The 21,172-nt window shown below is 68.5% G+C and carries 20 protein-coding genes; 8 read left to right on the forward strand and 12 right to left on the reverse strand.

Features of this window, described 5'->3' with window-relative positions:
• Nucleotides 1-25: 25 nt before the first annotated feature.
• The gene (locus ACFQ9K_RS18560) at nucleotides 26-1,942 is read left to right on the forward strand and encodes a Xaa-Pro dipeptidyl-peptidase (protein WP_378727181.1); all 1,917 of its coding nucleotides are present in this window, start codon (nucleotides 26-28) and stop codon (nucleotides 1,940-1,942) included.
• Nucleotides 1,943-1,998: 56 nt separating this feature from the next.
• On the opposite strand, the gene ACFQ9K_RS18565 is transcribed toward ACFQ9K_RS18560, so the two are convergent.
• The 4 genes from ACFQ9K_RS18565 to ACFQ9K_RS18580 form a co-directional block, all read right to left on the reverse strand.
• Nucleotides 1,999-2,709: an alpha/beta fold hydrolase gene (locus ACFQ9K_RS18565; RefSeq protein ID WP_378716781.1), complete on the reverse strand. Its 711-nt coding sequence runs from the start codon at nucleotides 2,707-2,709 to the stop codon at nucleotides 1,999-2,001.
• Between the two features lie 18 nt (nucleotides 2,710-2,727).
• Nucleotides 2,728-3,693, reverse strand: coding sequence for an alpha/beta hydrolase (locus tag ACFQ9K_RS18570; RefSeq protein ID WP_378716780.1), 966 nt, complete (start codon nucleotides 3,691-3,693; stop codon nucleotides 2,728-2,730).
• 57 nt (nucleotides 3,694-3,750) lie between these two features.
• Nucleotides 3,751-4,467 carry an alpha/beta fold hydrolase gene (locus ACFQ9K_RS18575; protein ID WP_378716779.1) on the reverse strand — a complete coding sequence of 239 codons (717 nt, stop codon included), beginning with the start codon at nucleotides 4,465-4,467 and terminating at the stop codon, nucleotides 3,751-3,753.
• A gap of 104 nt (nucleotides 4,468-4,571) precedes the next feature.
• Nucleotides 4,572-5,579, reverse strand: coding sequence for a GlxA family transcriptional regulator (locus ACFQ9K_RS18580; RefSeq protein WP_378716777.1), 1,008 nt, complete (start codon nucleotides 5,577-5,579; stop codon nucleotides 4,572-4,574).
• Nucleotides 5,580-5,658: 79 nt separating this feature from the next.
• Between ACFQ9K_RS18580 and ACFQ9K_RS18585 the strand changes: the two genes are divergently transcribed.
• Complete coding sequence (locus ACFQ9K_RS18585) at nucleotides 5,659-6,267, forward strand: TetR/AcrR family transcriptional regulator (RefSeq protein WP_378716776.1); 609 nt, start codon at nucleotides 5,659-5,661, stop codon at nucleotides 6,265-6,267.
• Between the two features lie 13 nt (nucleotides 6,268-6,280).
• Here ACFQ9K_RS18585 and ACFQ9K_RS18590 read toward each other — a convergent pair whose 3' ends face one another.
• Complete coding sequence (locus ACFQ9K_RS18590) at nucleotides 6,281-7,168, reverse strand: helix-turn-helix domain-containing protein (protein ID WP_378716775.1); 888 nt, start codon at nucleotides 7,166-7,168, stop codon at nucleotides 6,281-6,283.
• A 381-nt stretch (nucleotides 7,169-7,549) separates the two neighbouring features.
• Between ACFQ9K_RS18590 and ACFQ9K_RS18595 the strand changes: the two genes are divergently transcribed.
• Together ACFQ9K_RS18595 and ACFQ9K_RS18600 are read left to right on the forward strand one after the other, a co-directional pair.
• Nucleotides 7,550-8,728 (forward strand): sensor histidine kinase, encoded by a 1,179-nt coding sequence (locus ACFQ9K_RS18595; protein ID WP_378716774.1) that lies wholly within the window; start codon nucleotides 7,550-7,552, stop codon nucleotides 8,726-8,728.
• 3 nt (nucleotides 8,729-8,731) lie between these two features.
• The gene (locus ACFQ9K_RS18600; protein WP_378716772.1) at nucleotides 8,732-9,385 is read left to right on the forward strand and encodes a response regulator; all 654 of its coding nucleotides are present in this window, start codon (nucleotides 8,732-8,734) and stop codon (nucleotides 9,383-9,385) included.
• 1 nt (nucleotide 9,386) lies between these two features.
• On the opposite strand, the gene ACFQ9K_RS18605 is transcribed toward ACFQ9K_RS18600, so the two are convergent.
• On the reverse strand, nucleotides 9,387-10,925 hold the full coding sequence (locus ACFQ9K_RS18605; protein WP_378716771.1) for an alpha/beta fold hydrolase: 1,539 nt from the start codon (nucleotides 10,923-10,925) through the stop codon (nucleotides 9,387-9,389).
• 291 nt (nucleotides 10,926-11,216) lie between these two features.
• On the opposite strand from ACFQ9K_RS18605, the gene ACFQ9K_RS18610 reads away from it, so the two are divergent.
• Nucleotides 11,217-12,059, forward strand: a complete 843-nt coding sequence (locus ACFQ9K_RS18610) for a S1/P1 nuclease (protein WP_378716769.1) — start codon at nucleotides 11,217-11,219, stop codon at nucleotides 12,057-12,059.
• An 8-nt stretch (nucleotides 12,060-12,067) separates the two neighbouring features.
• Here the strand turns inward: ACFQ9K_RS18610 and ACFQ9K_RS18615 are convergent, their stop codons facing one another.
• The 3 genes from ACFQ9K_RS18615 to ACFQ9K_RS18625 all read right to left on the reverse strand — a co-directional run bounded on the left by ACFQ9K_RS18615 (nucleotide 12,068) and on the right by ACFQ9K_RS18625 (nucleotide 15,084).
• On the reverse strand, nucleotides 12,068-12,877 hold the full coding sequence (locus ACFQ9K_RS18615; protein ID WP_378716768.1) for a hypothetical protein: 810 nt from the start codon (nucleotides 12,875-12,877) through the stop codon (nucleotides 12,068-12,070).
• Between the two features lie 328 nt (nucleotides 12,878-13,205).
• On the reverse strand, nucleotides 13,206-13,529 hold the full coding sequence (locus tag ACFQ9K_RS18620) for a hypothetical protein (protein WP_378716767.1): 324 nt from the start codon (nucleotides 13,527-13,529) through the stop codon (nucleotides 13,206-13,208).
• An 82-nt stretch (nucleotides 13,530-13,611) separates the two neighbouring features.
• Entirely contained in the window at nucleotides 13,612-15,084 is a 1,473-nt protein-coding gene (locus ACFQ9K_RS18625) for a M1 family metallopeptidase (protein ID WP_378716765.1), read from the reverse strand.
• 347 nt (nucleotides 15,085-15,431) lie between these two features.
• On the opposite strand from ACFQ9K_RS18625, the gene ACFQ9K_RS18630 reads away from it, so the two are divergent.
• Nucleotides 15,432-16,265, forward strand: a complete 834-nt coding sequence (locus ACFQ9K_RS18630) for an NAD(P)H-binding protein (protein WP_378716764.1) — start codon at nucleotides 15,432-15,434, stop codon at nucleotides 16,263-16,265.
• Between the two features lie 61 nt (nucleotides 16,266-16,326).
• Here ACFQ9K_RS18630 and ACFQ9K_RS18635 read toward each other — a convergent pair whose 3' ends face one another.
• Both ACFQ9K_RS18635 and ACFQ9K_RS18640 read right to left on the reverse strand, forming a co-directional pair.
• Entirely contained in the window at nucleotides 16,327-16,863 is a 537-nt protein-coding gene (locus ACFQ9K_RS18635) for a hypothetical protein (protein WP_378716762.1), read from the reverse strand.
• 239 nt (nucleotides 16,864-17,102) lie between these two features.
• Nucleotides 17,103-18,005: a DUF1206 domain-containing protein gene (locus tag ACFQ9K_RS18640; protein ID WP_378716761.1), complete on the reverse strand. Its 903-nt coding sequence runs from the start codon at nucleotides 18,003-18,005 to the stop codon at nucleotides 17,103-17,105.
• 359 nt (nucleotides 18,006-18,364) lie between these two features.
• Between ACFQ9K_RS18640 and ACFQ9K_RS18645 the strand changes: the two genes are divergently transcribed.
• Both ACFQ9K_RS18645 and ACFQ9K_RS18650 read left to right on the forward strand, forming a co-directional pair.
• Nucleotides 18,365-19,702, forward strand: a complete 1,338-nt coding sequence (locus ACFQ9K_RS18645) for a dicarboxylate/amino acid:cation symporter (protein ID WP_378716759.1) — start codon at nucleotides 18,365-18,367, stop codon at nucleotides 19,700-19,702.
• An 85-nt stretch (nucleotides 19,703-19,787) separates the two neighbouring features.
• A complete protein-coding gene (locus ACFQ9K_RS18650) occupies nucleotides 19,788-19,925 on the forward strand; it encodes a hypothetical protein (protein ID WP_378716758.1) in 138 nt (45 codons plus the stop codon).
• Here ACFQ9K_RS18650 and ACFQ9K_RS18655 read toward each other — a convergent pair.
• Nucleotides 19,907-21,166: a PucR family transcriptional regulator gene (locus ACFQ9K_RS18655; RefSeq protein ID WP_378716756.1), complete on the reverse strand. Its 1,260-nt coding sequence runs from the start codon at nucleotides 21,164-21,166 to the stop codon at nucleotides 19,907-19,909. The two genes, ACFQ9K_RS18650 and ACFQ9K_RS18655, sit on opposite strands and share 19 nt — an antisense overlap.
• Nucleotides 21,167-21,172: the final 6 nt, after the last annotated feature.

Genomic DNA, 21,172 nt, shown 5'->3' on the forward strand with positions numbered 1-21,172 from the left:
GCTGAGCGGTGACAAGGAGAAGGCAATGGCATCCAGACAGCACCAACACAGACCCGATCGGCGAGGGCCGCGCACCCGCGTGGTCCGGGCCGTCGGCTGGACCGTGTCGACCCTGCGGCGGCTACCGCGCCTGGCGCTGCTGGCCGTGGCCGCCGCGCTCCTGCTCGCCGGCGCACCCGCGATGGCCGAACCGCAGGCCGGACCCAGCTTCTCCGGGGGTGAGGCCCAGCCGGTGTTCAACCCGGCCGCGGCTGTCCGCCAAGACCTTTGGGTGCGCGCGCCGATCGACAGCGACGCCGACGGCAAGGACGACGAGGTGCACGTCCAGGTGGTCCGCCCGGCCGATGCCACCGGCAAGCTGCCGGTTGTCTACCAGGCCAGCCCGTACTTCTCCGGCGGCAACGACGTCACGAATCATGGTGTGGACGTCGAGCTCTACGTGCCGGACGGTGCGGAGGCGCGGATGGCGCCCGCGCCCGGCGAACTGCGCGCGCGGGTGGCCGAGGATCTCCGGGCCGCGGGCATCACGCTGAACAAGGGCCAGATCACCTGGCAGTACGAGGAATACTTCCTCGCCCGCGGCTTCGCCGTGATGTACGGCGAGTCGCTCGGCACCGGAACCTCCACCGGCTGCCCGACGTCCGGCGCCCGCAACGAGACCATCGGCGCGCGGGCCCCGATCGACTGGCTCAACGGGCGTGCGAAAGCCCGTGACGCGCAAGGCAAAGCGGTCACCGCCACCTGGGCCAGCGGCAAGGTCGGCATGATGGGCGTGTCCTACAACGGCACCCTGCCCAACGCGGTCGCCTCCACCGGCGTGCCCGGACTGGAGGCCATCGTGCCGATCGCCGCGATCAGCAACTGGTACGACTACTACCGGGCGGGCGGCGCGGTGGTCGCGCCGGGCACCTACCAGGGCGAAGACACCGACGTGCTGGCCAAGTACGTCTACACCAGGGCCGATCGCAAGATCTGCGCCCCGATCATCGACAAGATCGAGCAGGACCAGAACCGGGTCGACGGCAACTACACGGCATTCTGGAACGAGCGCAACTACCTCAACGACGTCGGCAAGGTGCGTGCCGCGGTGCTCGCCGTGCACGGGCTCAACGACTTCAACGTCAAGACCAAGAACGTCGCCCAGTGGTACGACGCGCTGAAGAAGGCCGGTGTGCCGCACAAGATCTGGCTGCACCAGTCCGGCCACACCGACCCGATCGGCCTGCGCAGGGACGAGTGGCTGCGCACGGTGAACCGCTGGTTCAGCAAGTATCTGCTCGGCCAGAACAACGGGATCGACCGCGAGCCCAAGGCCACCATCCAGCGCGAGGACAAGTCCTGGGTGAACGAGGCGGAGTGGCCCGCCCCGGCCACGGCGGCCGCGACGGCGGTCTTCCAGCCCGGCGGTCGTGCCATCGGCGGGCTGGCCTCGACCGGCGCCGGGCGGGTCACCGAATCCCTCGACGACGACGCGACCAAGGTGGCCGCCGAGCTCGTCGCCGCGCCGAGCTCGCCGAACCGGCTGGCGTACTTCTCCAAGGCGACCGCGACCCCGTTGCGGATCAGCGGTGCGGTGGACGTCGCGTTCCGGATGACGTTCCAGCGGCCGGCCGCGAATGTGACCGCGCTGCTGGTGGATCGCTCGCCCGACGGCAGCTCCCGGATCGTCACCCGCGGCTGGGTGGACCCGCAGAACCGGGAGTCGCTGAGCAAGACGAGCCCGATCACGCCGGGCAAGGAGTACGCGGTGAACCTGTCCATGCAACCGCACGACTACCTGCTGGCGCGCGGGCACAAGCTCGGCGTGGTGGTGTTGTCCAGCGACAACGAGTTCACCCTGCGGCCCAAGCCGGGCCCCGGTTTCGGGGTGAACCTCGCCGAGACGAAGGTGTCGTTCCCGGTGGTCGGTGGCCAGGCGGCGCTCACCGCCGCGATCGGCTGACGCAGGAGAATCCGGTCCCGCCCGAAAACCTCGGGCGGGACCGGATTCTCGGTGTCCTACTTCTCCGCGGCCAGGGTGATCAGGTCACTGACCACGCCGGGCATGGAGACGCTCACCGCGTGCGAGGCCGGAACCTCGACGGTGTGCGCGGACGCGCGCTCGGCCATGAACCGCTGGACCTCCACCGGAATGTTCTTGTCCTCGGTGGTGACCAACGCGAAGGCCGGGATAGATTGCCACGCAGCCGCTTTGGCGGGCTGCTGCAAAGCGTCCAGGGCGACGGGCCGCTGTGTCACGGCCATCAGTTCGGCCGCGGTGGCGGGGACGTCCGCGGCGAACTGGGCGGGGAACTCGTCCTGGCGGATGTAGAGCTCGGTGCCGGTATTGCCGTCCGCGAGCGGGTAATTCGCCGGGCGGGTGGTCGGCCCGAGGGTGGATCCGGGGAACTTGTCGGTCAGTTCCAGCGCGCTCTCGCCCTCGGCCGGGATGAAGGCGGCGATGTAGACCAGCGCCTGTACGTTCGCCTTGCCCGCCGCGGCGACGGTGATGACGCTGCCGCCGTAGGAATGGCCGACCAGGACAACCGGGCCGTCGACGTCATCGAGGACCGAGCCGACGTAGGCGGCGTCGCTGTCCAGGCCGCGCAGCGGATTGGCCGCGGCGACGACCGGATATCCCTGGGCGCGTAGCACTTCGACGACGCCGTTCCAGCTGGAGGAGTCGGCGAACGCGCCGTGCACCAGCACGATGGTGGGGGAGGTACTCACGAAGGATCCCTTTCTGGATTACGCGGGGTACAGGGCGTTGCGTAGGACCGCGACCGCCTGGGCGACAGCGGCTTTGGCGGCGTTGGTGTCGTGCATCGAGTTGACCATCACGAAGTCGTGGATGATGCCGCCGTAGCGCGCCGCGATCACCGGCACGCCCGCGGTGCGCAACTTCGCCGCGAACGCCTCGCCCTCGTCCCGCAACACGTCGTTCTCGGCCGTGATGACCAGCGCGGGCGGCAGGCCGGACAGCTGCTCGGTGGTGGCCCGCAGCGGCGACGCGGTGATCTGCGCGCGATCCTCCTCGCTGGTGGTGTACTGGTCCCAGAACCATTTCATGCCGTCGCGGGCCAGGAAGTAGCCCTCGGCGAAGCGCTCGTAGGAGCCGGTGTCGAAGTTGGCGTCGGTGACCGGATAGAACAGCACCTGCTGCACGAACGAGACGTCGCCGCGCTCCTTGGCCATCAGGGTCAGCGCGATGGCCATGTTGCCGCCGACCGAGTCGCCTGCCACCGCGATGCGCGACGGGTCGAGGTTCTTCTCGGCGCCCTGCGTGCGCACCCACTGGGCGACGCGGTAGGACTGCTCGTTGGCCGCCGGGTAGCGCACGTCCGGCGAGCGGTCGTACTCGGGGAACACCACCGCCGCGTGCGCGCCGACGGCGAGGTCACGCACCAGCCGGTCGTGCGTGTGCGCGTCGCCGAAAACCCAACCGGCACCGTGGGTGTAGAGGATGACGGGCAGCGTCTCGGTGGCGCCCTTGGGCTTGACGATCCGTGCGCGCACCGAGCCGGTCGGGCCGCCCTCGACGGTGATCCACTCCTCGTCGATCTCCGGCTTGAAGATGGGGGTGTCCTGCACCGAATCGACCGCCTTGCGGCCCTCCTCCGGTGCGAGCTGGTACAGGAACGGGGGAGTCGAGGTCGCGTCCACGAACTCCTGTGCGGCCGGCTCCAATGCGACGCCGTGTGGGTTTCCGGTCATGGTTGTTCCTTTCGATAGTGGTGGAGAAACAGTGCGGCACGGTTGGATTCGGAGATCTCAGGCCAACGCGGCGAGCGCTTCGCCGATCACCGCGGCGACCTCATCGGGGTGGGTCTGCATCACGAGGTGCGGTGCATCGAGCTCGACGATCGACCGCAGGGCGGCCCGCTGGTAGCCGAAGCGTTCGACGTCGGGATTGATGGTGCGGTCCGCACTGGAAACGATCCCCCATCCCGGCTTGGTGCGCCAGGCTGTCGCGGTCGCCGGCTCGCCGAACGCGGCCGCGGACAGCGGCCGCTGGGACACCGCGAGCACCTGCGCCCTGGTCTTGTCCAGGCCCGCCGCGAATACCTCGGGGAAGGCGGCGACCTCGACCGAGACGTCGGTGCCCGGCTCGCCGCCGGCGACCGGATACGGCGCGTAGACGAGGTGGGCGGCCAGGTCGGAGTCCGGGAAACCGCCCTGCAATTGGCCGAGGCTCTCGCCGGTTTCCAGCACATAGCCCGAGACGAAGACCAGGCCGACGACATTGTCGGCGACCCCGGCAACGGTGATCACCGCGCCGCCGTAGGAGTGGCCGCACAGCAGAACCGGCCCGTCGATCTGCTCGACGAACGACTTGATGTACGCCGCGTCGGCCGACAGGCTGCGGTTGGACACCGGGGGTACCACGACGCGGTGCCCGCCGGCGAGCAGCCGCTCGGTGACCGGGCCCCAGCTGGACGCATCGGCGAACGCGCCGTGCACGAGAACGATGGTGATCGCGGAAGACATGGAGTTCCTTTCTCGATCACGGGGATCGATGGCGTTGTGCCGCACTCAGTTTCCGGTGCGCGACCCCTTCGGCGCCCCTCCGGACGGGCCGCAAAAGCCCCCGTTCAGGACACGGCCGCCGTCATCGGCTCGAACGCGGAGCCGGTGGAGCGGAAGCGCTGCTGATACTTGCGCGGCGAAATACCGAGCCGGGCGACGAAGGCTCGCCGTAACGCCTCGCTGCTGCCGTATCCGGCGCTCATCGCGGCCTCGGTGACGCTGTGCCCGGCGTGCAGCAGGTCGCGGGCGACGCCGAACCGGATGAACGCGACGTACTCGGCGGGTGAGCGTTCGAGCTCGGCGCGGAACAGCCTGGTCAGGTGCCGGACGCTGACCATGGCGTGCGCGGCCAGCGTCTGGACGGTGTGCGGGAACGCCGGGTCCGCGCAGATCAGATCGACGACCTTGCGCACGAGCGGGCTGCGCGGCACCGGTCCGCTCAGTGACGCCGAGAACTGCGACTGCCCGCCCGCGCGCTGCATGTAGACCACGAGCAGCTGGGCGACCCGGCGGGCGGCGTCGGCGCCGTAGTCCTCCTCGACGAGGGCCAGCGCCAGGTCGATGCCGGCCGCGACTCCCGCTGAGCTGTACAGGTTTCCATCACGCACGAAGATCGCGTCGGCGTCCACCAGGATCGCCGGATAGCGCCGCGCGAGGTCCGCGGTGAACTTCCAGTGTGTGGTCGCGCGGCGGCCGTCGAAGAGTCCCAGTTCGGCCAGGACGAACGCGCCGCTGCAGATCGAGGCCAGCCTGCGGGTGTTCCAGGACAGGTGCCGGACCGCGGCGATCAGCTCGGGTGTGACGAACCTGGCGGGCGGCAGCTCGCTGCCCGGGATGACGACCGTGTCGAAGCGGCCCGCGTCGGCCGCCGCGGCGCCCACCTCGATCCGCGCGCCGATCGAGGTCTGCACGTCGTTGCCGTCGGCGGAGATCAGTACCACCTCGTAACCGGGCACGGTCTGGTTCGCCTCCACGAAAACCTCGGCCGGGCCGACGAAGTCGAGCATCTTCACGCCGTCGAAGACCAGGATGCCCACCCGTCGGCGGGGCTGCTCGGTGGAGTTAGGGGCCATGTCAACCATTGTTGTGGAGTGACGCCTCCAGAAACAAGTGGTGTGGGTTATCTCGCACTTCGGTTGGTACGGTGAGCGCATGGGACGCCCACGACAGTTCGACGAATCGGGGCTGCTCGACACCGCCACCGAGCTGTTCTGGTCGCACGGTTTCGACGACACCTCCGTCGAGGACATCTCGCGCGCCACCGGCGTCGGCAATGGCAGCGTGTATGCCGCGTACGGCAGCAAGCAGGGATTGTTCCTCGCGGTGTTCGAGCGCTACTGCGAGCGGCGCGCGCGATTCGTGCGCGACGTGGTCGCCGCCGCGCCGGGTTCGGCCAGGGCCGCGGTGCGCGCGCTGTTCCACGCGGTCATCGATGACTGTGCGGCACAACCGAATCGGCGCGGATGCCTGATGATCAACAGCATCGCGCAGCTCGGCTCGCGCATCCATGAGGTGGTCGACATCAGCACCAGGACCACCACGGCCATGGAGCAGGGCGTGGCCGAACGGCTCTATCCCGCAGCGCGTCTCGGCGGCGCGGCCGACACGGCCACGCTGTCGGCGCACAGCGCGAACATCGTGGTGGTGGCGCAGGGGCTGATCCAGTTGAGCCGCTTGGGTGTCGACCGGTCGCGGCTGGTCGAGATCGCCGACATCTCGAGCGAGGCGTTGCCCGCGTGGGCGGACAAAGTCGCCGGCTGAGCGTCCTCCGCGATTACAGTTCCGCGGCGGTCGCGGCGAGCAGCGCGCGGGTGCGCTCCGGCGTCTCGGCCTGCACCGCGATCTTGTCCATCACCTCGCGGTAGAGCTGGAGATCCTCCTTGCGATCCAGATACAGCGCGCTGGTCAGCTGCTCCAGGTAGACGATGTCGGGTAATTCCCGCTCGGCGAACCGGAGCATGGTGAACGAACTGCCCGCGGCCGCGTGGCCGCCTGCGTCGTAGGGCAGCACCTGGATGGTCACGCCGGGCTTGTGCGAGATCTGGACCAGGTGCTCGATCTGTTCGCGCAGCACCTTCCGGCCGCCGATCGGCCGGTGCAGCACCGCCTCGTCCAGCACCGCCCACAGCCTGGGCCCGTCCGGTAGGTCGAGGATCTCCTGGCGTTTCGTGCGCAGTTCCACCCGCCGCGTCGCCTCGGCGTTCTGGTGGCTGACGGCGATGACCGCGTGCGTGTAGTCCTCGGTTTGCAGCAGCCCGGGGATCAGTTGGCCCTCGAACGTCCGGATCGTCTGCGCGGCGCCCTCCAGCCCGAGGTAGGTCTCGAACCAGGGTGGGAGCAGGTCGTTGTAGCGGTGCCACCAGCCCGGTTGGTTGGCCTTGCGCGCCAGCTCGAGGAACATCTCGCGCTGGTCCGGCTCGGTGACGCCGTAGAGGGTCAGCAGGTCGAGGATGTCGCGATCCTTGTAGCCGGTCCGGCCGAGCTCCAGCCGGCTGATCTTGGCGTGCGAGCCGCGGATGTGCTCGCCTGCCTCGATCGGTGTGATGCGTTTTTCCTCCCGAAGCTTGCGCAGTTGACCACCGACCGCGATGCGCAGAGCAGTCGGACCGCGATCCGCGACCCGCGCGTCGATCCCGGTGATCCGGACCGGTTCCGTGACCATGCCTGCTACTCCGCTTCTCGAAGACCTTGCCGGTATCGCGCCCGTCGCTGTGACGAACCACACCATGCCTACCCTGATGGTATCGCTGGAACGATCCAATTCAACCGAACTTGCACCTGAACGTGCAGATGTACCGGCGCCACTGCCGCCGAGCCGGCCGCCCGCGGCGCTGTGGCCGTCGCCCCCGATTGTCCTGCGAAAATGAAACGCGCAGAGCACGAACAGGATTCGGTCGAGCGAACGGCGGCCCGTCCGCACGCCGCCGAATCCGACTGGACGTACGCTTTGTCCCCCGCTATCCCGGAAGTCGCACGTGTCGGGGCCCGTGTGTCATCCCTGCGGCAGACGTGTCGGCGTTGGCCGGAGCCCTAAGGTGAGCGGGTGGTCGACGAGCGGGTGGTGTTCTGGTTGCGTCGGCGAACGTCAGTGGTGGATGCGGGGACGACGGGGATCCTGATCCTGGCGTGCGTGCTCTTCGGCGTGCTGGTGGGCGCCGACGCGGCGTATTACGGGCTGTCGGTGGCGGTGCTGGTGCCCCTGACGTTCCGGCGGCGATGGCCGGAGGCGGCGGCGGTGCTGGTGGCGTGCGCGGCGTTGGTGCAGTGGACGACGGTGCGGCATACGACGGGTGCGCTGCCGGCCGACGTCGCGGTGCCGATCGTGGTGTACACGCTGGCCGCGCACAGCGGGCGGCATTGGAGTCGCGGCGGGCTGATCGCGGGACTGGGCGGTGCGGCGCTGGGCGGGTGGAGCTGGCCGCAGTTGTCCATGCCTGCACTGGCGCATGTGCTCGTCGGCGCGTTCCTGGCCAGCACGGTGATCGCCGCATGGCTGGGCGGCGCCTGGCAGCGGGCCCGGCGCGGGGAGTTCCTGGCCATGGCCGAGCACGCGGCGCTGCTGGAACGGACGCGGGACGAGCGGACCCGGTTCGCGGTGCTGTCCGAGCGGACCCGGATCGCGCGGGACATCCACGATATCCTCGCCCACTCCCTGGCGGTGATCGTCGCGCAGGCCGACGGCGGGCGTTACGCGGCCCGGACCGACCCGGCGGCGGCGGCCGGGGCGTTGGCGGCGATCGGTGATCACGGCCGGCGGGCGCTCGACGAGACGCGGCGGGCGATCGGGGTGCTGCGGGAGGAGGCCGAGGGTGACGCATCGCCGGTGCCGCGGGTCGGCATCGCCGACCTGACCCGGCTGGTCGACGAGGTCCGGGACGCGGGACTGCCGGTGGACCTGGCCGTCGACCTGCCGTCCGGGCTGCTCGACTCGGGGGTGGGTCTGGTGGTCTATCGGATTGTGCAGGAAGGGTTGACCAATGTCGTGAAGCACGCCGGATCCGGTGTGCGCGCGGAGGTTTCGGTGCGGCACCGAGACGACTGGTTGCTGGTCAGCGTCGGCGACGACGGCCGGGCCGAACGGGCCTCGGGTCAGGGCGGATTCGGTGTGGTCGGCATGCGCGAGCGGGTGGGAGCCTACGGTGGCGATCTCGAATTGCGGCGGCGGCCAGGCGGATCCGGGCATATTCTGGCGGCGCGGATTCCGCTGCCTGCCGAGGTGTAGCCGGTGATCACGGTGGTGCTGGTCGAGGATCAGGCGTTGGTGCGGGCCGGGTTTCGGATGGTGGTGGACTCGCAGCCGGATATGCGCGTGGTCGGTGAGGCGGGGGACGGGCTGACCGGCGTGGCCGAGGTGGTGCGGGCCGCGCCGGAAGTGGTCGTGATGGACGTGCGGATGCCACGACTGGATGGGCTCGAGGCCACGCGGCGGATACTGTCGCTCGATCGGCCGCCGAAGGTGCTGGTGCTGACCACCTATGACCTCGACGACTACGCGATGGCCGCGGTGCGCGCGGGGGCCAGCGGGTTCCTGCTCAAAGACGCACCGGCGGAAGACTTCTTGTCCGCGGTGCGGCACGTGCACGCGGGCGACGCGGTGTTGGCGGCGTCCACGACGCGGCGGTTGATCGACCGGCTCGCGCCGCCGGTCAACCAGGCCGCGCGACAACAGGTCGCGGGCCTGACCGAGCGGGAAACCGCGGTGCTGCACGAGCTGGCGAGCGGGTTGTCCAACGCGGAGATCGCGGCCGCGTTGGCGGTGGGGGAGGGAACCGTGAAAACCCATGTGCGACACATTCTGACGAAACTCGGGGTGCGGGACCGGGTGCAGGCGGTGATCGTGGCGCACGAGGCCGGGCTGCGCAGGCCCGGCGCTCGCTAGGTCAGCTCGGATCGCGTTGGCAGGTCGAGTCTTCGGCGGGAAGCGCGCCGTTCAGCAGGTACTGCTCGACCGCGCTGTCGACGCAGCTGCCGGCCTCGATGAGATAGACGCCGTGCCGGAACGCGCGGGCCAGGGTGATCGATCGGGAGCCGGAAAGTGCTCGGCGCAGTGCTAGTTGGCCCGCGGCGGGGGCGACCGGATCACCGGCGGCGCCGATGAGCAGGGCGGGGACCCGGTTGCCGATCTCGGTGGCTGGTTCGGCCGGGGCTACCGGCCACACCGCGCACGGGGTGAGGTGCCGGGCCAGCGGGCCGAACAGCGGTTCGGTGTCCCGGTGGCGCTGGATGTCGGCGAAGTAGGCCTCGATCGGGCGCGCCGCGCGGTCGGCGCACTGGTTGGCCACGGTTGCGCTGAAACCGAATTCGGGCACGGTGGTGGGGTCGGTGTAGAGCGCCAGTTTGCTCGCCATGGCCGGCGTCGGCTCGGTCCCGTCGCGCAGCGCGCGCACCTGTTTGCCGAGTTCGGCATAGGACGCCGCGGAATCGTCCACGGTCAGCAGCAGACCGGGGATCATGTCGGCGGTGATCGTGAGCGTACCGAGCGGTATCGGGTCGGTGGCGGCCCGGCGGAGGACGTCGTCGACGGCACCGAGGACGGCGTCTTCCGTTGTGCCCAGGTCGAATTCCGCGTCGCGATCGGCGACCCAGCGGGCCCAGTCCGCCAGCGCCGCCGCATCGGCGGAAGCCGTGTCGCGGGTCAGGTCCGGGCCGGGGGCGCGCGGATCGAGTGCGCTGTCGAGCACGACCCGATCGACGTGATCGCCGAACATCTGCGTGTACACCGCGCCCAGATAGGTGCTCCAGGACCAGCCGATATACGACATCTTTCGCTCCCCGAGGAGTATTCGCAGCAGGTCGGTGTCCCGCGCGACGTTGCGCGTCGAGGCGTGCGGCAGCAGTGCCCGATTCGGCGCGCAGCGCCCGGCCAGCTCGCGCGCGGTGTCGACGCTGCGGTCGAAGTCCGCGCGAGTGTTCGGCGCGGACTGGGCGAGCCCGAGATATGTGCCGGTGGGCCAGCCGCATTCGAGTGGCGTGCTGGCGCCGAAGAATCGCGGATCCATGCCGACCAGGTCGTAGCGTTCCGCGAGGGCCGGTGCCGGATGGCCGCCGTCGGGGCCGTCGACGATCATCGTCACGCCGTCGCGGGACGGTCCAGGTCCGCCGGTCTGCACCAGCAACGTTCCGAGCCGGTGCGCGCTGTCGGTCGCGGCCCGGCGCGCGACGGCGATCGTGATGGTCGGTCCGGCGGGGTCGGCGTAGTTCAACGGCGCTTCGAACTCCCCGCACTGCGCGCCTGCCGCGGCCAGACGGTCGCCGACCTCGTCCGTCGCGCCGGTCCGGCAATCGTGCCAGGTGATCGATTGGTTCTGGAGCCGGCTGGGCAGTAGTGCCGCCGGTTCCTCCGGCGTCGACGCGCAACCGCCCAGCGACAATGCCAGTACGGCGGTGGCCGTGCAATGGTGGAATCGGAGTATTCGCATGAAACCCTCGCAGACAGTGCGGTGTTCGGCACACCGCCGGTTGATCGCGTACCCCGCGGCAGCGGGTGCGTTCCTGGACGGTACGGGCCGGAACCGCAGGTCAGCATCTACCTGGCGACCGACTTTCGGGCAATCCGGCTCGGCCGGAAGGAATACCTGGCGCACGAAGATTTATCCCGAAGTTTGTTCGGCATATGCCACTTGTCGTCGATACTCGAAACAGCAAGAGGCGAAACATAACTCAATCCATGCCCCGCGACGGCGGGTGCGCTCGGAAGGGATTTGTTCTTGATGCTAGGTAAAGCAGCCGTAGTCAGCATGTGCGCCGCCGCCGCGATCCTGCTGTCGGTGCCCCCCGCCGCCAATGCCTGGGGGCCGCAGGGCCACAACACCACCGGTGCCATCGCGGACCTGCGATTGAGCCCACCGGCCAGGGCCGAGGTCGACCGGCTGCTGGCGGGCGAGCCGGACCCGACGCTCGCCGGGGTGGCCAACTGGGCCGACACGGTACGCAACAACGATCCCGAGCTGGGGAAGATCTCCGCGCCGTGGCACTACGTCAACATCGCCGAGAACGGCTGCGTGTACGACCCCGCGGTGAACGGCAACGACGGCCAGAACGTGATCGAGGCGCTGCGGCGGCAGACCGCGATACTCGCCGACCGGGCGCGTCCGGTGGCCGACCGTCGTCAGGCACTGAAGTTCATCGTGCATTTCGTCGGTGACATCAACCAGCCGATGCACGCCGGGTACGCGCGCGACCGCGGCGGAAACGAGATCAAGCTCCAGTACCTGGGCCGCGGCACCAACCTGCACGCGGTGTGGGACAGCGGCCTGCTCAACACCCGGCACGCGAGCGACGCCGAAGAGGTGCAGCGGCTGCTGGCCCTGCCTGCGCCCGCGCTGCCGCCGGCCCAGCCGGATACCGATCCGATCCGGTGGGCCGAGGCCAGCTGCCGGATCGTTCTGGAGCCCGGCGTCTATCCGGCCTCGAACACCATCGGCGACGAATACACCGGCCAGTTCCTCCCGGTCGCCGAATCCCAGCTCCGCCTGGCGGGGGAGTCGCTCGGTCAGCTGCTCAACGCGGTGCTCGGCACACCGACCGGGTCCGCCGGATCGGCCACCGGCTAGGTCACCGCTCAGAACTGGTCAGCGAGAACCGGTCCCGTGTACATCAGCGCGTGGTTGCCGCCGTACACGCGGACGGTGAAGTGGTCGAGGGTCTCGTCGTTCTCGCCGCGGCCGTCGCTCTCGAACACCAGCGGCATCTGGTCGTCGGGGGTCGCGTAGGCCCGGCGCAGCTGGTTCAGCCTGCGTTCACTCGGCAGATCGATGGTCACCGCGAACGTGTGCGCCACCACATCGGCCGGGAAGATCGTGCCGTTCTCGCTGATCAATTCGAGTTTCGCCGCGCCGGGCGCGAGCACGCCGCACAGCCCCGAGTCGATCACCGTCTTGATCGCGAACGGGCGCGCGGTGAAGTCGCCGCCGAGGCCACCACAGGCGAACGAGTCCAGGTGTCCCTCCTCGAAGATGAGCGTCGCACCGTCGCCGGTCTCGTGGCGGGCCAGCAGGACGGACTGCGCGACGGCCGTGTGCGCCCCGATGCGCGCGCCGGGACGCCAGCCCGCGTGCGAAATCGACTGCACCGGTACGCCGTTGACCTCCGCCGCCTGATAGGCCTCGGCGAAGGCACGGATCTCCACGGTCCAGTCGGTGTCCACCTCGTCCGCCTGCCCGTCGCGCGCGGCGCGGAAGGCCTTGGTGAAGGTCTGGAGCTCGGCCATCAGCTGCGGATCGCGGCTGGCCTCCGCGACCAGATCCGCCTCGTCCAGGCCGGCCTCGAGCTCCTTGGTCACCTGCGCCAATTCGGCTTCCGCGGCGAGGTATTCGTCGGCCACGGTATGCAGCCGCGCCATGATCTCCCGGAATTGTTCTGCTGTGGTCACAACGCTTCGGCATCCCTTCGCGCACTCGACAACCGACGTCGCCAGCCTGGCACGTCGACCGCCGAACACTACTGCGGCGGCATCATCGGTCGATAAACGAATCGTAAGCGCTGTCAGCGGGTGCGGGTGATCGCGCTGGTGCGGGGCGGGGGCCGGGTCGGCAGGGTGTGCGGATTGTCGACCACGAGCAGGCCCGCATCGCCGGTCGCAGTGCGGATTCTCCGGTGGGCGGGCCAGCTCGTCGAATTCGGTTGCGCAGGTGCGCAACCCGCGCTCGATGCGGACGACGTGACGATCCGGCCGAGCGCGAGCCGGGCGCGAATCGCGGTCAGTACAGTCGCGCGCCCGAGTCCGCGGCGTGCACGGCGAGCCGGTGCAGGCGCCAGCAGTAGCGCAACTCCTCGGTGTCGGTGAGCAGGGGCAGCACCTGATCCAGGTCCGCGATGCGCTTGCGCAGGATGCGGAGCAGTTCGTCGTCCAGGTGGCCGCCGTTGTCCTGCCAGGTGGATACGCAGCCCGCGATGGCCGCGTCGAGTAACACCATTTCGACGCCCGCCGGTTCCGCGCCGCGTAGTCGGTCGGGGAAATTCGCGCGCAGGTGTTCCTCCCACAGCCGGTCCAGGACGGCCGCGCGCTCACTGGTTTTACTCATGCGGTTCATTCTTGTCGATCGAAGGTGGATAGATCGGCAACGCCGAGCCCGTGTTGCCACGGGCCCGGCGTCGATTCCACAATTACTGCTTCTGGGTCACCACCGCGTAGAGGTCGTCCCATACTTTCGGCTTGGCCGGTGTCGGGGTTACCGACCTCGGAGCGCGTTTTGCATTGGCGTCGAAAGTGGCGTCGGTCGGCTTGTAGGCCGGCTTGCCCTTATCGGTCAGCCAGGTCTTGAACAACGCGTTCGTGCTGCGGCCGGTCACGGCATTGGCCATATCGATGAAATCCGTGACCTTGGCATTGCCGTACTGGTACTTGGTCAGCCACTCCCGGATCAACCGGAAGAAGACGTCGTCATTGTTGATCGCGCTGCGCAAGGCCTGGATGGCCAATGCGCCGCGGGTGTACAGCTCGGCGGGCAGTACGTCGGCCGGCCCCGGATCGGTCAGCACGACATTCCAATTGATCCGGGTCGAGTTCGCGTAGGCGTAGTCCGCGATGTCGGCCGCGCTGCCGGTGTCGTTCTTCTCCGACCAGAGGTATTCCATATAGCTGGCGAAGCCCTCGTTCAGCCAGCCGTCCTTCCAGGTGGCGACGGAGGTCGAGTCGCCGAACCACTGGTGCGCGTTCTCGTGCACCACCACCGAATCGTTCTTGCCGCGGCGGAAGAAGCCGTCGGTGTAGGTCGGCCTGCTCTGGGTCTCCAGGGCGAAGCCGCCCATTCGCGCGTCCACGACGCCGCCGGTCGCCTCGTACGGGTACGGGGTGAGGGTGCCGGCGAGCCAGTCCACGATCTCCGGGGTCCGCTCGATGCTGGCCTTGGCGTTGGCCCGGATGGTCGGGTCCAGGTCGGTCGCGTAGGCGTTCAGGTTGGGGCGCGCGGGGGTGCCCGCGTCCTGACCGCTGCGCTCGTATTTGCCGATGGCGAGGAAGGTGGCGTAGGTCATCTGCGGCGCCTTGCTCAGCCAGTTGTGCCGCTTCCAGCCCGGAATGTTCTGGGTGACACTGGTTTCGACGCCGTTGGACAGGACGTCGCGATCCTCGGGTGCGAGCACCGACACCGCGTAGGTCGCCTTGTCGGTCGGGTGATCGTTGCTCGGGTACCACCATTCGGCGGAGAACGGCTCGTTGGAAATCAGTGCGCCGCCCGCGTTTTCGATCCAGTTACGGGCGCCCGCCGCGTTCTGTACCCGGGACGGGATGTCGTTGTAGGCGACCACGGTGGTGAATTCGGCGCCGGGCGCCAGATTCACCGGTACCGTCACCGCCAACTTGTCTTTGCCGAGGGTGTATTTGGCCGGCTTGTTCTGGATCAGCACCGACTGGGTCTGGAGCAGGAAGTCGAAACCGATCGCGGTGCCCGCCTTCAAATCCTGCTTGGCCTTCGCGGTGATCGTCGTTGTGCCGGAGAGTCTTCCGGAAGACGGATCGAATTTCAGGTCTATGCTGTAATTGGAGACATCGTATGCGGCGCTGCCGATATTCGGGAAATTGGGGTCACCGATTCCGTTCAGGGTCGCCGCGGAGGCCGTGCCTGCATTCGAAGCCAATGCCGCGACCACTAGCAGTGGAACAGCTCGTGCCGAGGTCGTGCGCAACAAGTGAAAACGTCTCATGGTATACGAACTCCAATGTGTCAGACACAGGGGTCATTTCGAGCAGATACCCAGAGAATCACAGTGGAGTACCCGTTCTCCAGAGGAGATCAACTGGGGATTTCGATCATGTGACGACGTCTTCCCGCCGGCCTCGGAAATTCTGCGCAGAATGCCTAGTTGCGCCGTGTCGGAGGGGCTTTCGGCTGCTCATCTCGGGCGGAGTGAGCCGGAGACGCTGACGTATGGAACTGAGCTTTTCGTCGATGGTTCGTCGACGCGCCGACGGCTTGACTAGGAGCATGACAACAACGAAGAACGACATCATCCTCGTCACCGCGGGCACCGGCAAGGTGGGCCGCCGAGTGGCCGACCGTCTGGCCGCCGCGGGCTTTCCGGTCCGGATCGGCGCCCGCTCCGCGGCGCTTCCGTTCGACTGGACGGACCGCGGCACCTGGGCGCCGGTGCTCGACGGCGTGCGCGCGGCGTTCGTGATGTATACCCCCGACATCGGGGATCCCCTTGCGGGAGAAACCATTCGGGCATTCAGCGAGCTGGCCGTGGCGAAGGGGGTACGGCGGCTGGTGCTGCTGTCGGCTCGCGGTGAGGATCAGGCCGCAGCGGCCGAAACGGCAGTGCGGGACAGCGGTGCCGAATGGACTGTGCTGCAAGCGGCTTGGTTCAACCAGAACTTCGACGAGGGCGTGTTCACGGATATGGTGCTGGCCGGCGGGGTGGCCTTTCCAGCCGGCCAGGTGCCGGAGCCGTTCGTCGACTCCGCTGACCTCGCGGACGTCGCGGCGATCGCGCTCACCGAGGACGGGCATGTGGGACAGGACTACGAACTGACCGGCCCGCGCCTGCTGACCTTCGGCGACGCGGTGGCGGCGATCGCGAAGCAGAGCGGGCGCGACGTGCAGTACATCCCGGTCACCGGTGCGGAGTTCGGGGCGGTGCTGACCGCGGAGTTCGGGATGCCCGACGAAGAGGTGGCGGGGATGATCGAGATCTTCGCGACGCTGCTGGACGGGCGCAACGCCCACGTGACCGACACCGTTCGCCGGCTGCTGGGGCGGGAGCCGATCGACTTCGCCGATTACGTGCGCGACGCGGTCGCCGCGGGCGCGTGGAAGTAACCGGAGATGCCGAAAGCGCAAGCCAGGTCCGCTGATTCAGACCTGGCTTGGCCGGCCGGGATCAGGCGAACGTCACCTGCGCGGTGACGGCGAGGGTGGACAGGCCGCTGGTGCGACAACCCTGGTTGGGCGTCGCGCTGCGCGGCGCGATGGTGATCGCGTCACCCTTCAGCTGGCCGCCGGTGACGGTGGCGCCGAACGCAAGTCCGGTGATCGGGTCGGGGGAGATCCGCCAGTCGAAGGTGCTGTCGGCGCCGGACACCCAGGCGATCGTGCCGTTGCCCTTCGCCGTGACCAGCAATCCGCACGGGTTGAAGCCACCGGCGGTGGCGGTCGCCGCGCCGGTGCCGGTGAGCTTGCCGGCGCGCAGGTCGGGGTGCCGGCCGTTGCGCGAGGCGCAGCCGCTGAGTTCGCCGCTGACCGACACGTTCGCGTTGCCGCCGGCCCGCAGCGGCGGTGTCAGTGTGAGGTTCAGGGTCGCCGAGCAACTCAGATCACCGTCGGCGGCCTGGGCCGGAGCCGCCGGAAGAATCGCCAGCGCCGCCGCGAGGGGTGCCGCCGCGGCGATCATGGTCAGGAATCGGAAACGTCGGGCCATCTTCGTGCCTCCTACTACTGTGCTGTTCACACGCTGCTTCAGGGGACGAGCATGCCGCCGGTGGAAGGTGTCTCCGCCGAAGGCGCCACCACCCTACGATTCCGTCCCGGTCAAGACCCGAAAACGTTTGTCCCCCAATGCGTGACGTGCGAAAACCGGCAACTGGGGAAAGCCGGCCACTCGACGACGACCCCGGCGCTGTGGCCGGGGTCGTCGTGGTGTTCGTGGCGGCGCCGGGGTCAGACCGGGACGCCGCCGTAGGTTCTGCGGTGCTTGGCCTCGAGGAAGGACAGGACTCCGAAGGCCATGAGGCCGAGAGAGATCAGGATGAGCAGCCATGGGCCGAACGGTTTTCCGACGAAGTCGCGCAGGACAGCATCGATACCCTTGGCCTCCGCGGGGTCGTAGTTGAGGCCCGCGACCACCGCGGCGATGCCGATGGCAATGACGATCGCGCCGCGGGCGAGGTAGCCGATGCGGCCGAGCCAGATCACGGCCTCGCGCGCGCCGTGGGTCATCCAGCCCATGCGCAGGTCATCGACGAACTGGAGGCTGAGGCCGAGGATGGTCTGCCAGATGCCGAAGGCGATGATGGCGAGGCCGATCAGCAGCACGACCACCTGACCGCCGTCCCAGCTCAGGATGCGGGCGGTCAGATCGCGGGCGATGGCGTCGCTCGGCGTGGGTGTCCGGCCGTGCACCAGATACCGGAAGGTGCCCAAAAAGGCCAGGGCGTAGACGATTCCGGAGACGATCGCGTAGAAGCGATGCCCGCCCGAGTACGTCCTTCGCGCGCCGGCGATCTGGGTGACTCGCCAGACCACCAGTGCGGCGAAGCCGAACAGCAGGATCCAGAGCAGTAGGTAGCCAAGGGGTTTGGCCGCGATGGCGGCCAGCGCGCCGCCGCCGTCCGGTTCATGCTCGGCGGTGCCGATGGCCAGCATGAAACCGATGATGCCGATGGTGATGTAGGCGATGCCGCGCGCGACGAAACCGAATCGTGCGGCGGTTTCCACCCCGCCCGAGGTGGCCGACCGCCGCCTGCGGTAGTCGCTGGCCCGGCGGCCCCAGCCGGACCGGCCGCGCACGGTGCCGACTCGATCGCGTCGTCGATATCTGTTGGTGTTCCGGAAGATACTCATGGTTGTTCCTCATCTCTCGACGGCCGTAATGCCCACTTCTCGTCGATTGACACCACGTGTTCGAGCCGAGATCCGGTGTGCGGCCAGGGGAGTCGCAACTGGCGAGCCGATCTCGACTGGGGAAGCCCGATCTGTGCACGAACAGCCCTGATCGGAAAAGGTTGTGACGCAGGTCATACCGCGATCGATCGACCCCGAGGGAAATTGATCGGACGAATCGCTTACGGTTGAGCACGCTATGAATCTCGCTATGACAGTCGTGCACCTGGTCGCCAGGTTGCATGTGGATCTCGGCCGGCTGGCCGCACAGCTGTGTCGCTGACGCGCGCTCAGCTCACCAGATCCCCTGATTGTCTTGGATGGTTCTCTTGTCTTCACCTAGTTCGCGCAGCCGTGCCCTGAATCCGGCGCGCTGGTCGTTCGGCGTACAGATCCTGCTCGGTTTGGTGGTCGGTATCGCGGCGGGCTTCCTTGCTCGCGCCACCGGCTCCGCCTGGCTCACCAGCACCCTGACCCAGGTCGGCGGCATCTTCGTGCAGCTGCTGAAGCTGGCGGTGCCGCCGTTGGTGTTCACCGCCGTGCTGGTCAGCGTCGCCGGACTCCGGCACGTCACCAATGCCGCCCGGTTGGCCGGGCGCACCCTGCTGTGGTTCCTGGGGACCGCGCTGATCGCGGTGGCGGTCGGGATCGTCCTCGGCCTGGTCACCAATCCGGGGCGCGGCGTGGAGCTGACCCTGGTCGGCGCGAAGACGCCGGACTCGAAGGGCGGCTGGACCGACTTCCTCACCGGCATCATCCCGACGAACGTCGTCGGCGCGTTCACCAATGGCAATGTGCTGCAACTGGTGTTCCTCGGCGCGGTGCTCGGCGTCGCCGCGCTCAAACTCGGTGAGCGGGCGAAACCCTTTCTGACGCTGGCTGAATCGGTGCTGGAGCTGGTGCAGAAGGCGCTGTGGTGGGTGATCCGGCTCGCGCCGATCGGCACCGCCGGACTGATCGGCAAGGCGATCGCCAGCTACGGCTGGAATCTGTTGCGGCCCTTGGCCACCTTCACCATCGCGGTCTACCTTGGCTGCCTCATCGTGCTGGTCGTCGTGTACCCGATCCTGTTGCGCGTCGTCGGCGGCGTGAACCCGGTCCGGTTCTACGCGAAGGCGTGGCCCGCGGTCGAATTGGCCTTCGTGTCTCGGTCTTCGATCGGCACCATGCCGCTGACCCAGCGGATGGTCATCGAACGGCTCGGTGTGCCACGCGAATACGCGTCGTTCGCGGTCCCGTTCGGTGCGACCACCAAGATGGACGGGTGCGCCGCCGTCTACCCGGCCCTGGCCGCCATCTTCGTCGCCCAGATCACCGGCACCCAGCTCGACCTGCGCGACTACCTGCTGATCGCGTTCGTCTCCGTGGTCGGGTCCGCCGCGACCGCCGGGCTCACCGGCGCGATCGTCATGCTCACCCTCACGCTGTCCACCCTCGGCCTCCCGCTGGCCGGCGCCGGACTGCTGCTGGCCATCGACCCGATCCTCGACATGATCCGCACCGCGACGAACGTCGCCGGGCAGATGGTGGTTCCGGTGCTGGTGGCCAAGCGCGAAGGCATCCTCGACCAGGAACTCTTCGACGGGCCGTCCGCGCCGTTGACCGCACCCGAGCCGGAACCGGAACGGGACGAGGAAGAGGTCCCGGCGGCGGCCTGACGACGCCGATCACGTGGTGACTCGTTGTCGCCTGGTTGACCGAGGTCGCGGTGGGTATTGCGACGCGACGACGGAAGGAACTGCCATGTCAGGTGCGAAGGACGACGACGAGCCGAAGGGCGGCCGGCCCGGGCCGACCGATCAGGGGCGCGAGGGTGGGATGGCGACCCGGGAGGTGGCGGCGGAGCTGGATGCCGACGATGATCAGGAGCCGTCGGACTGAGTTGGTCGGCCCGGTTGGCGGTCGTTGGGGTGGTACGAGCGGGCGATCAGGGCCGACCGCAAGTACCACAGCCCCGAGGGCTGCGATGGGTCGAAGCCGGTGAGCTGGCCGATGCGCTTGAGCCGGTAGTCGACGGTGTTGGTGTGCACGTGCAGCGCGCGGGCGGTGCGCTGGCGGTTGAGGTTGTTGCTGATGTGCATCTGCAGGGTCTCGAGTAGTTCGGTGTGCTCGTCCAGCGGAGTGAGGACGGCGCCGAGGTATTCGCGGCCGGGCCCGGGTCGGGTGAGCTGGTATTCGAGGGCGAGTTCGTCGAATCGATAGAGGCCGGTGACGCAATGCAGGCGGTGCACCATGTCGAGGAGTTCGTGGGCCTGATCCACGGCCCCGGGGATCTGTTCGGGGGTGGCCTCCACCAGGGTGGCAGTGATACCGACCTGCGCGGCCTGGGACAGGCCCTCGATGAGCGCGTCGAGTTGCTCGTCGGGGTGCTGGTCGGCGGGCAGGAGGATGGTGCCGCCGTCGATGCTGAGCAGGGACAGGGCGTTGCCGCCGCAGCGGGTGGCCAGTTCGGCCTGGGTGCGGCGCAGCTTGCGGCGCGCGACGACCTGCGTGTCGAGGGCGGGGTTGCGTTCGTCGCGATGGCGTGGAATCGACACGGCCAGAACGGCATACGACTCGGCGATGGCGATGCCGCACTCGCGGGCCATGGTCGACGTCGGCCGCCCGCCGAGCAGTGCGGAGGTGAGCGTGTGGACCGCGGTGTGGTGCTCGCTGACCGCGGCGCGCAGTTCGCGGAAGTAGGCGCGGGAGATGGCCGAGGTCAGCGTGTGCAGGATCTCGATGTTCAGCTTGGAGCCGTCGACGAAGTTGTCGAGGTCCTTGACCGTCAGGTTCGCGACGACGAGGTCCATGCCCATCTGGAAGCCGGCGTGAATGGCGTTGTGGATCGCGTCGATCGGCACACCCTCGCGGGCCCAGCCGGCCGCGGCCTCCTCCAGCTGTTCGACCTTCGCCGGAATGTTCTGCCCGTCCAGCATGCTGGCGGCCAGCTCGAGGCAGACCCGGGTGATGGTGGTGACATCGCCGTAGATCGCCTCGCCGGGCAGCGTCGCGCACGGCACCACATTCTCGACGAAGTGTCCGACCATTTGCCGGGACAGCGCACGAACGTCACGCAACGGAGTGGACATCGGTTTCCCGGAGATCGTCAGATTCGGCCGGATCGGACTGTCGACAGCCATGACAAC

The organism is Nocardia sp. NPDC056564, from assembly GCF_042793755.1.
In the GTDB taxonomy this organism is placed as follows: Bacteria; Actinomycetota; Actinomycetes; order Mycobacteriales; family Mycobacteriaceae; genus Nocardia.

Bases quoted from the DNA above. Each gene is read 5' to 3' on its own strand.
- ACFQ9K_RS18560 (WP_378727181.1), top strand. From the start codon at position 26: ATGGCATCCAGACAGCACCAACACAGACCCGATCGGCGAGGGCCGCGC.
- ACFQ9K_RS18570 (WP_378716780.1), bottom strand. From the start codon at position 3,693: ATGACCGGAAACCCACACGGCGTCGCATTGGAGCCGGCCGCACAGGAG.
- ACFQ9K_RS18575 (WP_378716779.1), bottom strand. From the start codon at position 4,467: ATGTCTTCCGCGATCACCATCGTTCTCGTGCACGGCGCGTTCGCCGAT.
- ACFQ9K_RS18580 (WP_378716777.1), bottom strand. From the start codon at position 5,579: ATGGCCCCTAACTCCACCGAGCAGCCCCGCCGACGGGTGGGCATCCTG.
- ACFQ9K_RS18585 (WP_378716776.1), top strand. From the start codon at position 5,659: ATGGGACGCCCACGACAGTTCGACGAATCGGGGCTGCTCGACACCGCC.
- ACFQ9K_RS18590 (WP_378716775.1), bottom strand. From the start codon at position 7,168: ATGGTCACGGAACCGGTCCGGATCACCGGGATCGACGCGCGGGTCGCG.
- ACFQ9K_RS18605 (WP_378716771.1), bottom strand. From the start codon at position 10,925: ATGCGAATACTCCGATTCCACCATTGCACGGCCACCGCCGTACTGGCA.
- ACFQ9K_RS18610 (WP_378716769.1), top strand. From the start codon at position 11,217: ATGCTAGGTAAAGCAGCCGTAGTCAGCATGTGCGCCGCCGCCGCGATC.
- ACFQ9K_RS18620 (WP_378716767.1), bottom strand. From the start codon at position 13,529: ATGAGTAAAACCAGTGAGCGCGCGGCCGTCCTGGACCGGCTGTGGGAG.
- ACFQ9K_RS18630 (WP_378716764.1), top strand. From the start codon at position 15,432: ATGACAACAACGAAGAACGACATCATCCTCGTCACCGCGGGCACCGGC.
- ACFQ9K_RS18635 (WP_378716762.1), bottom strand. From the start codon at position 16,863: ATGGCCCGACGTTTCCGATTCCTGACCATGATCGCCGCGGCGGCACCC.
- ACFQ9K_RS18640 (WP_378716761.1), bottom strand. From the start codon at position 18,005: ATGAGTATCTTCCGGAACACCAACAGATATCGACGACGCGATCGAGTC.
- ACFQ9K_RS18645 (WP_378716759.1), top strand. From the start codon at position 18,365: ATGGTTCTCTTGTCTTCACCTAGTTCGCGCAGCCGTGCCCTGAATCCG.
- ACFQ9K_RS18650 (WP_378716758.1), top strand. From the start codon at position 19,788: ATGTCAGGTGCGAAGGACGACGACGAGCCGAAGGGCGGCCGGCCCGGG.
- ACFQ9K_RS18655 (WP_378716756.1), bottom strand. From the start codon at position 21,166: ATGGCTGTCGACAGTCCGATCCGGCCGAATCTGACGATCTCCGGGAAA.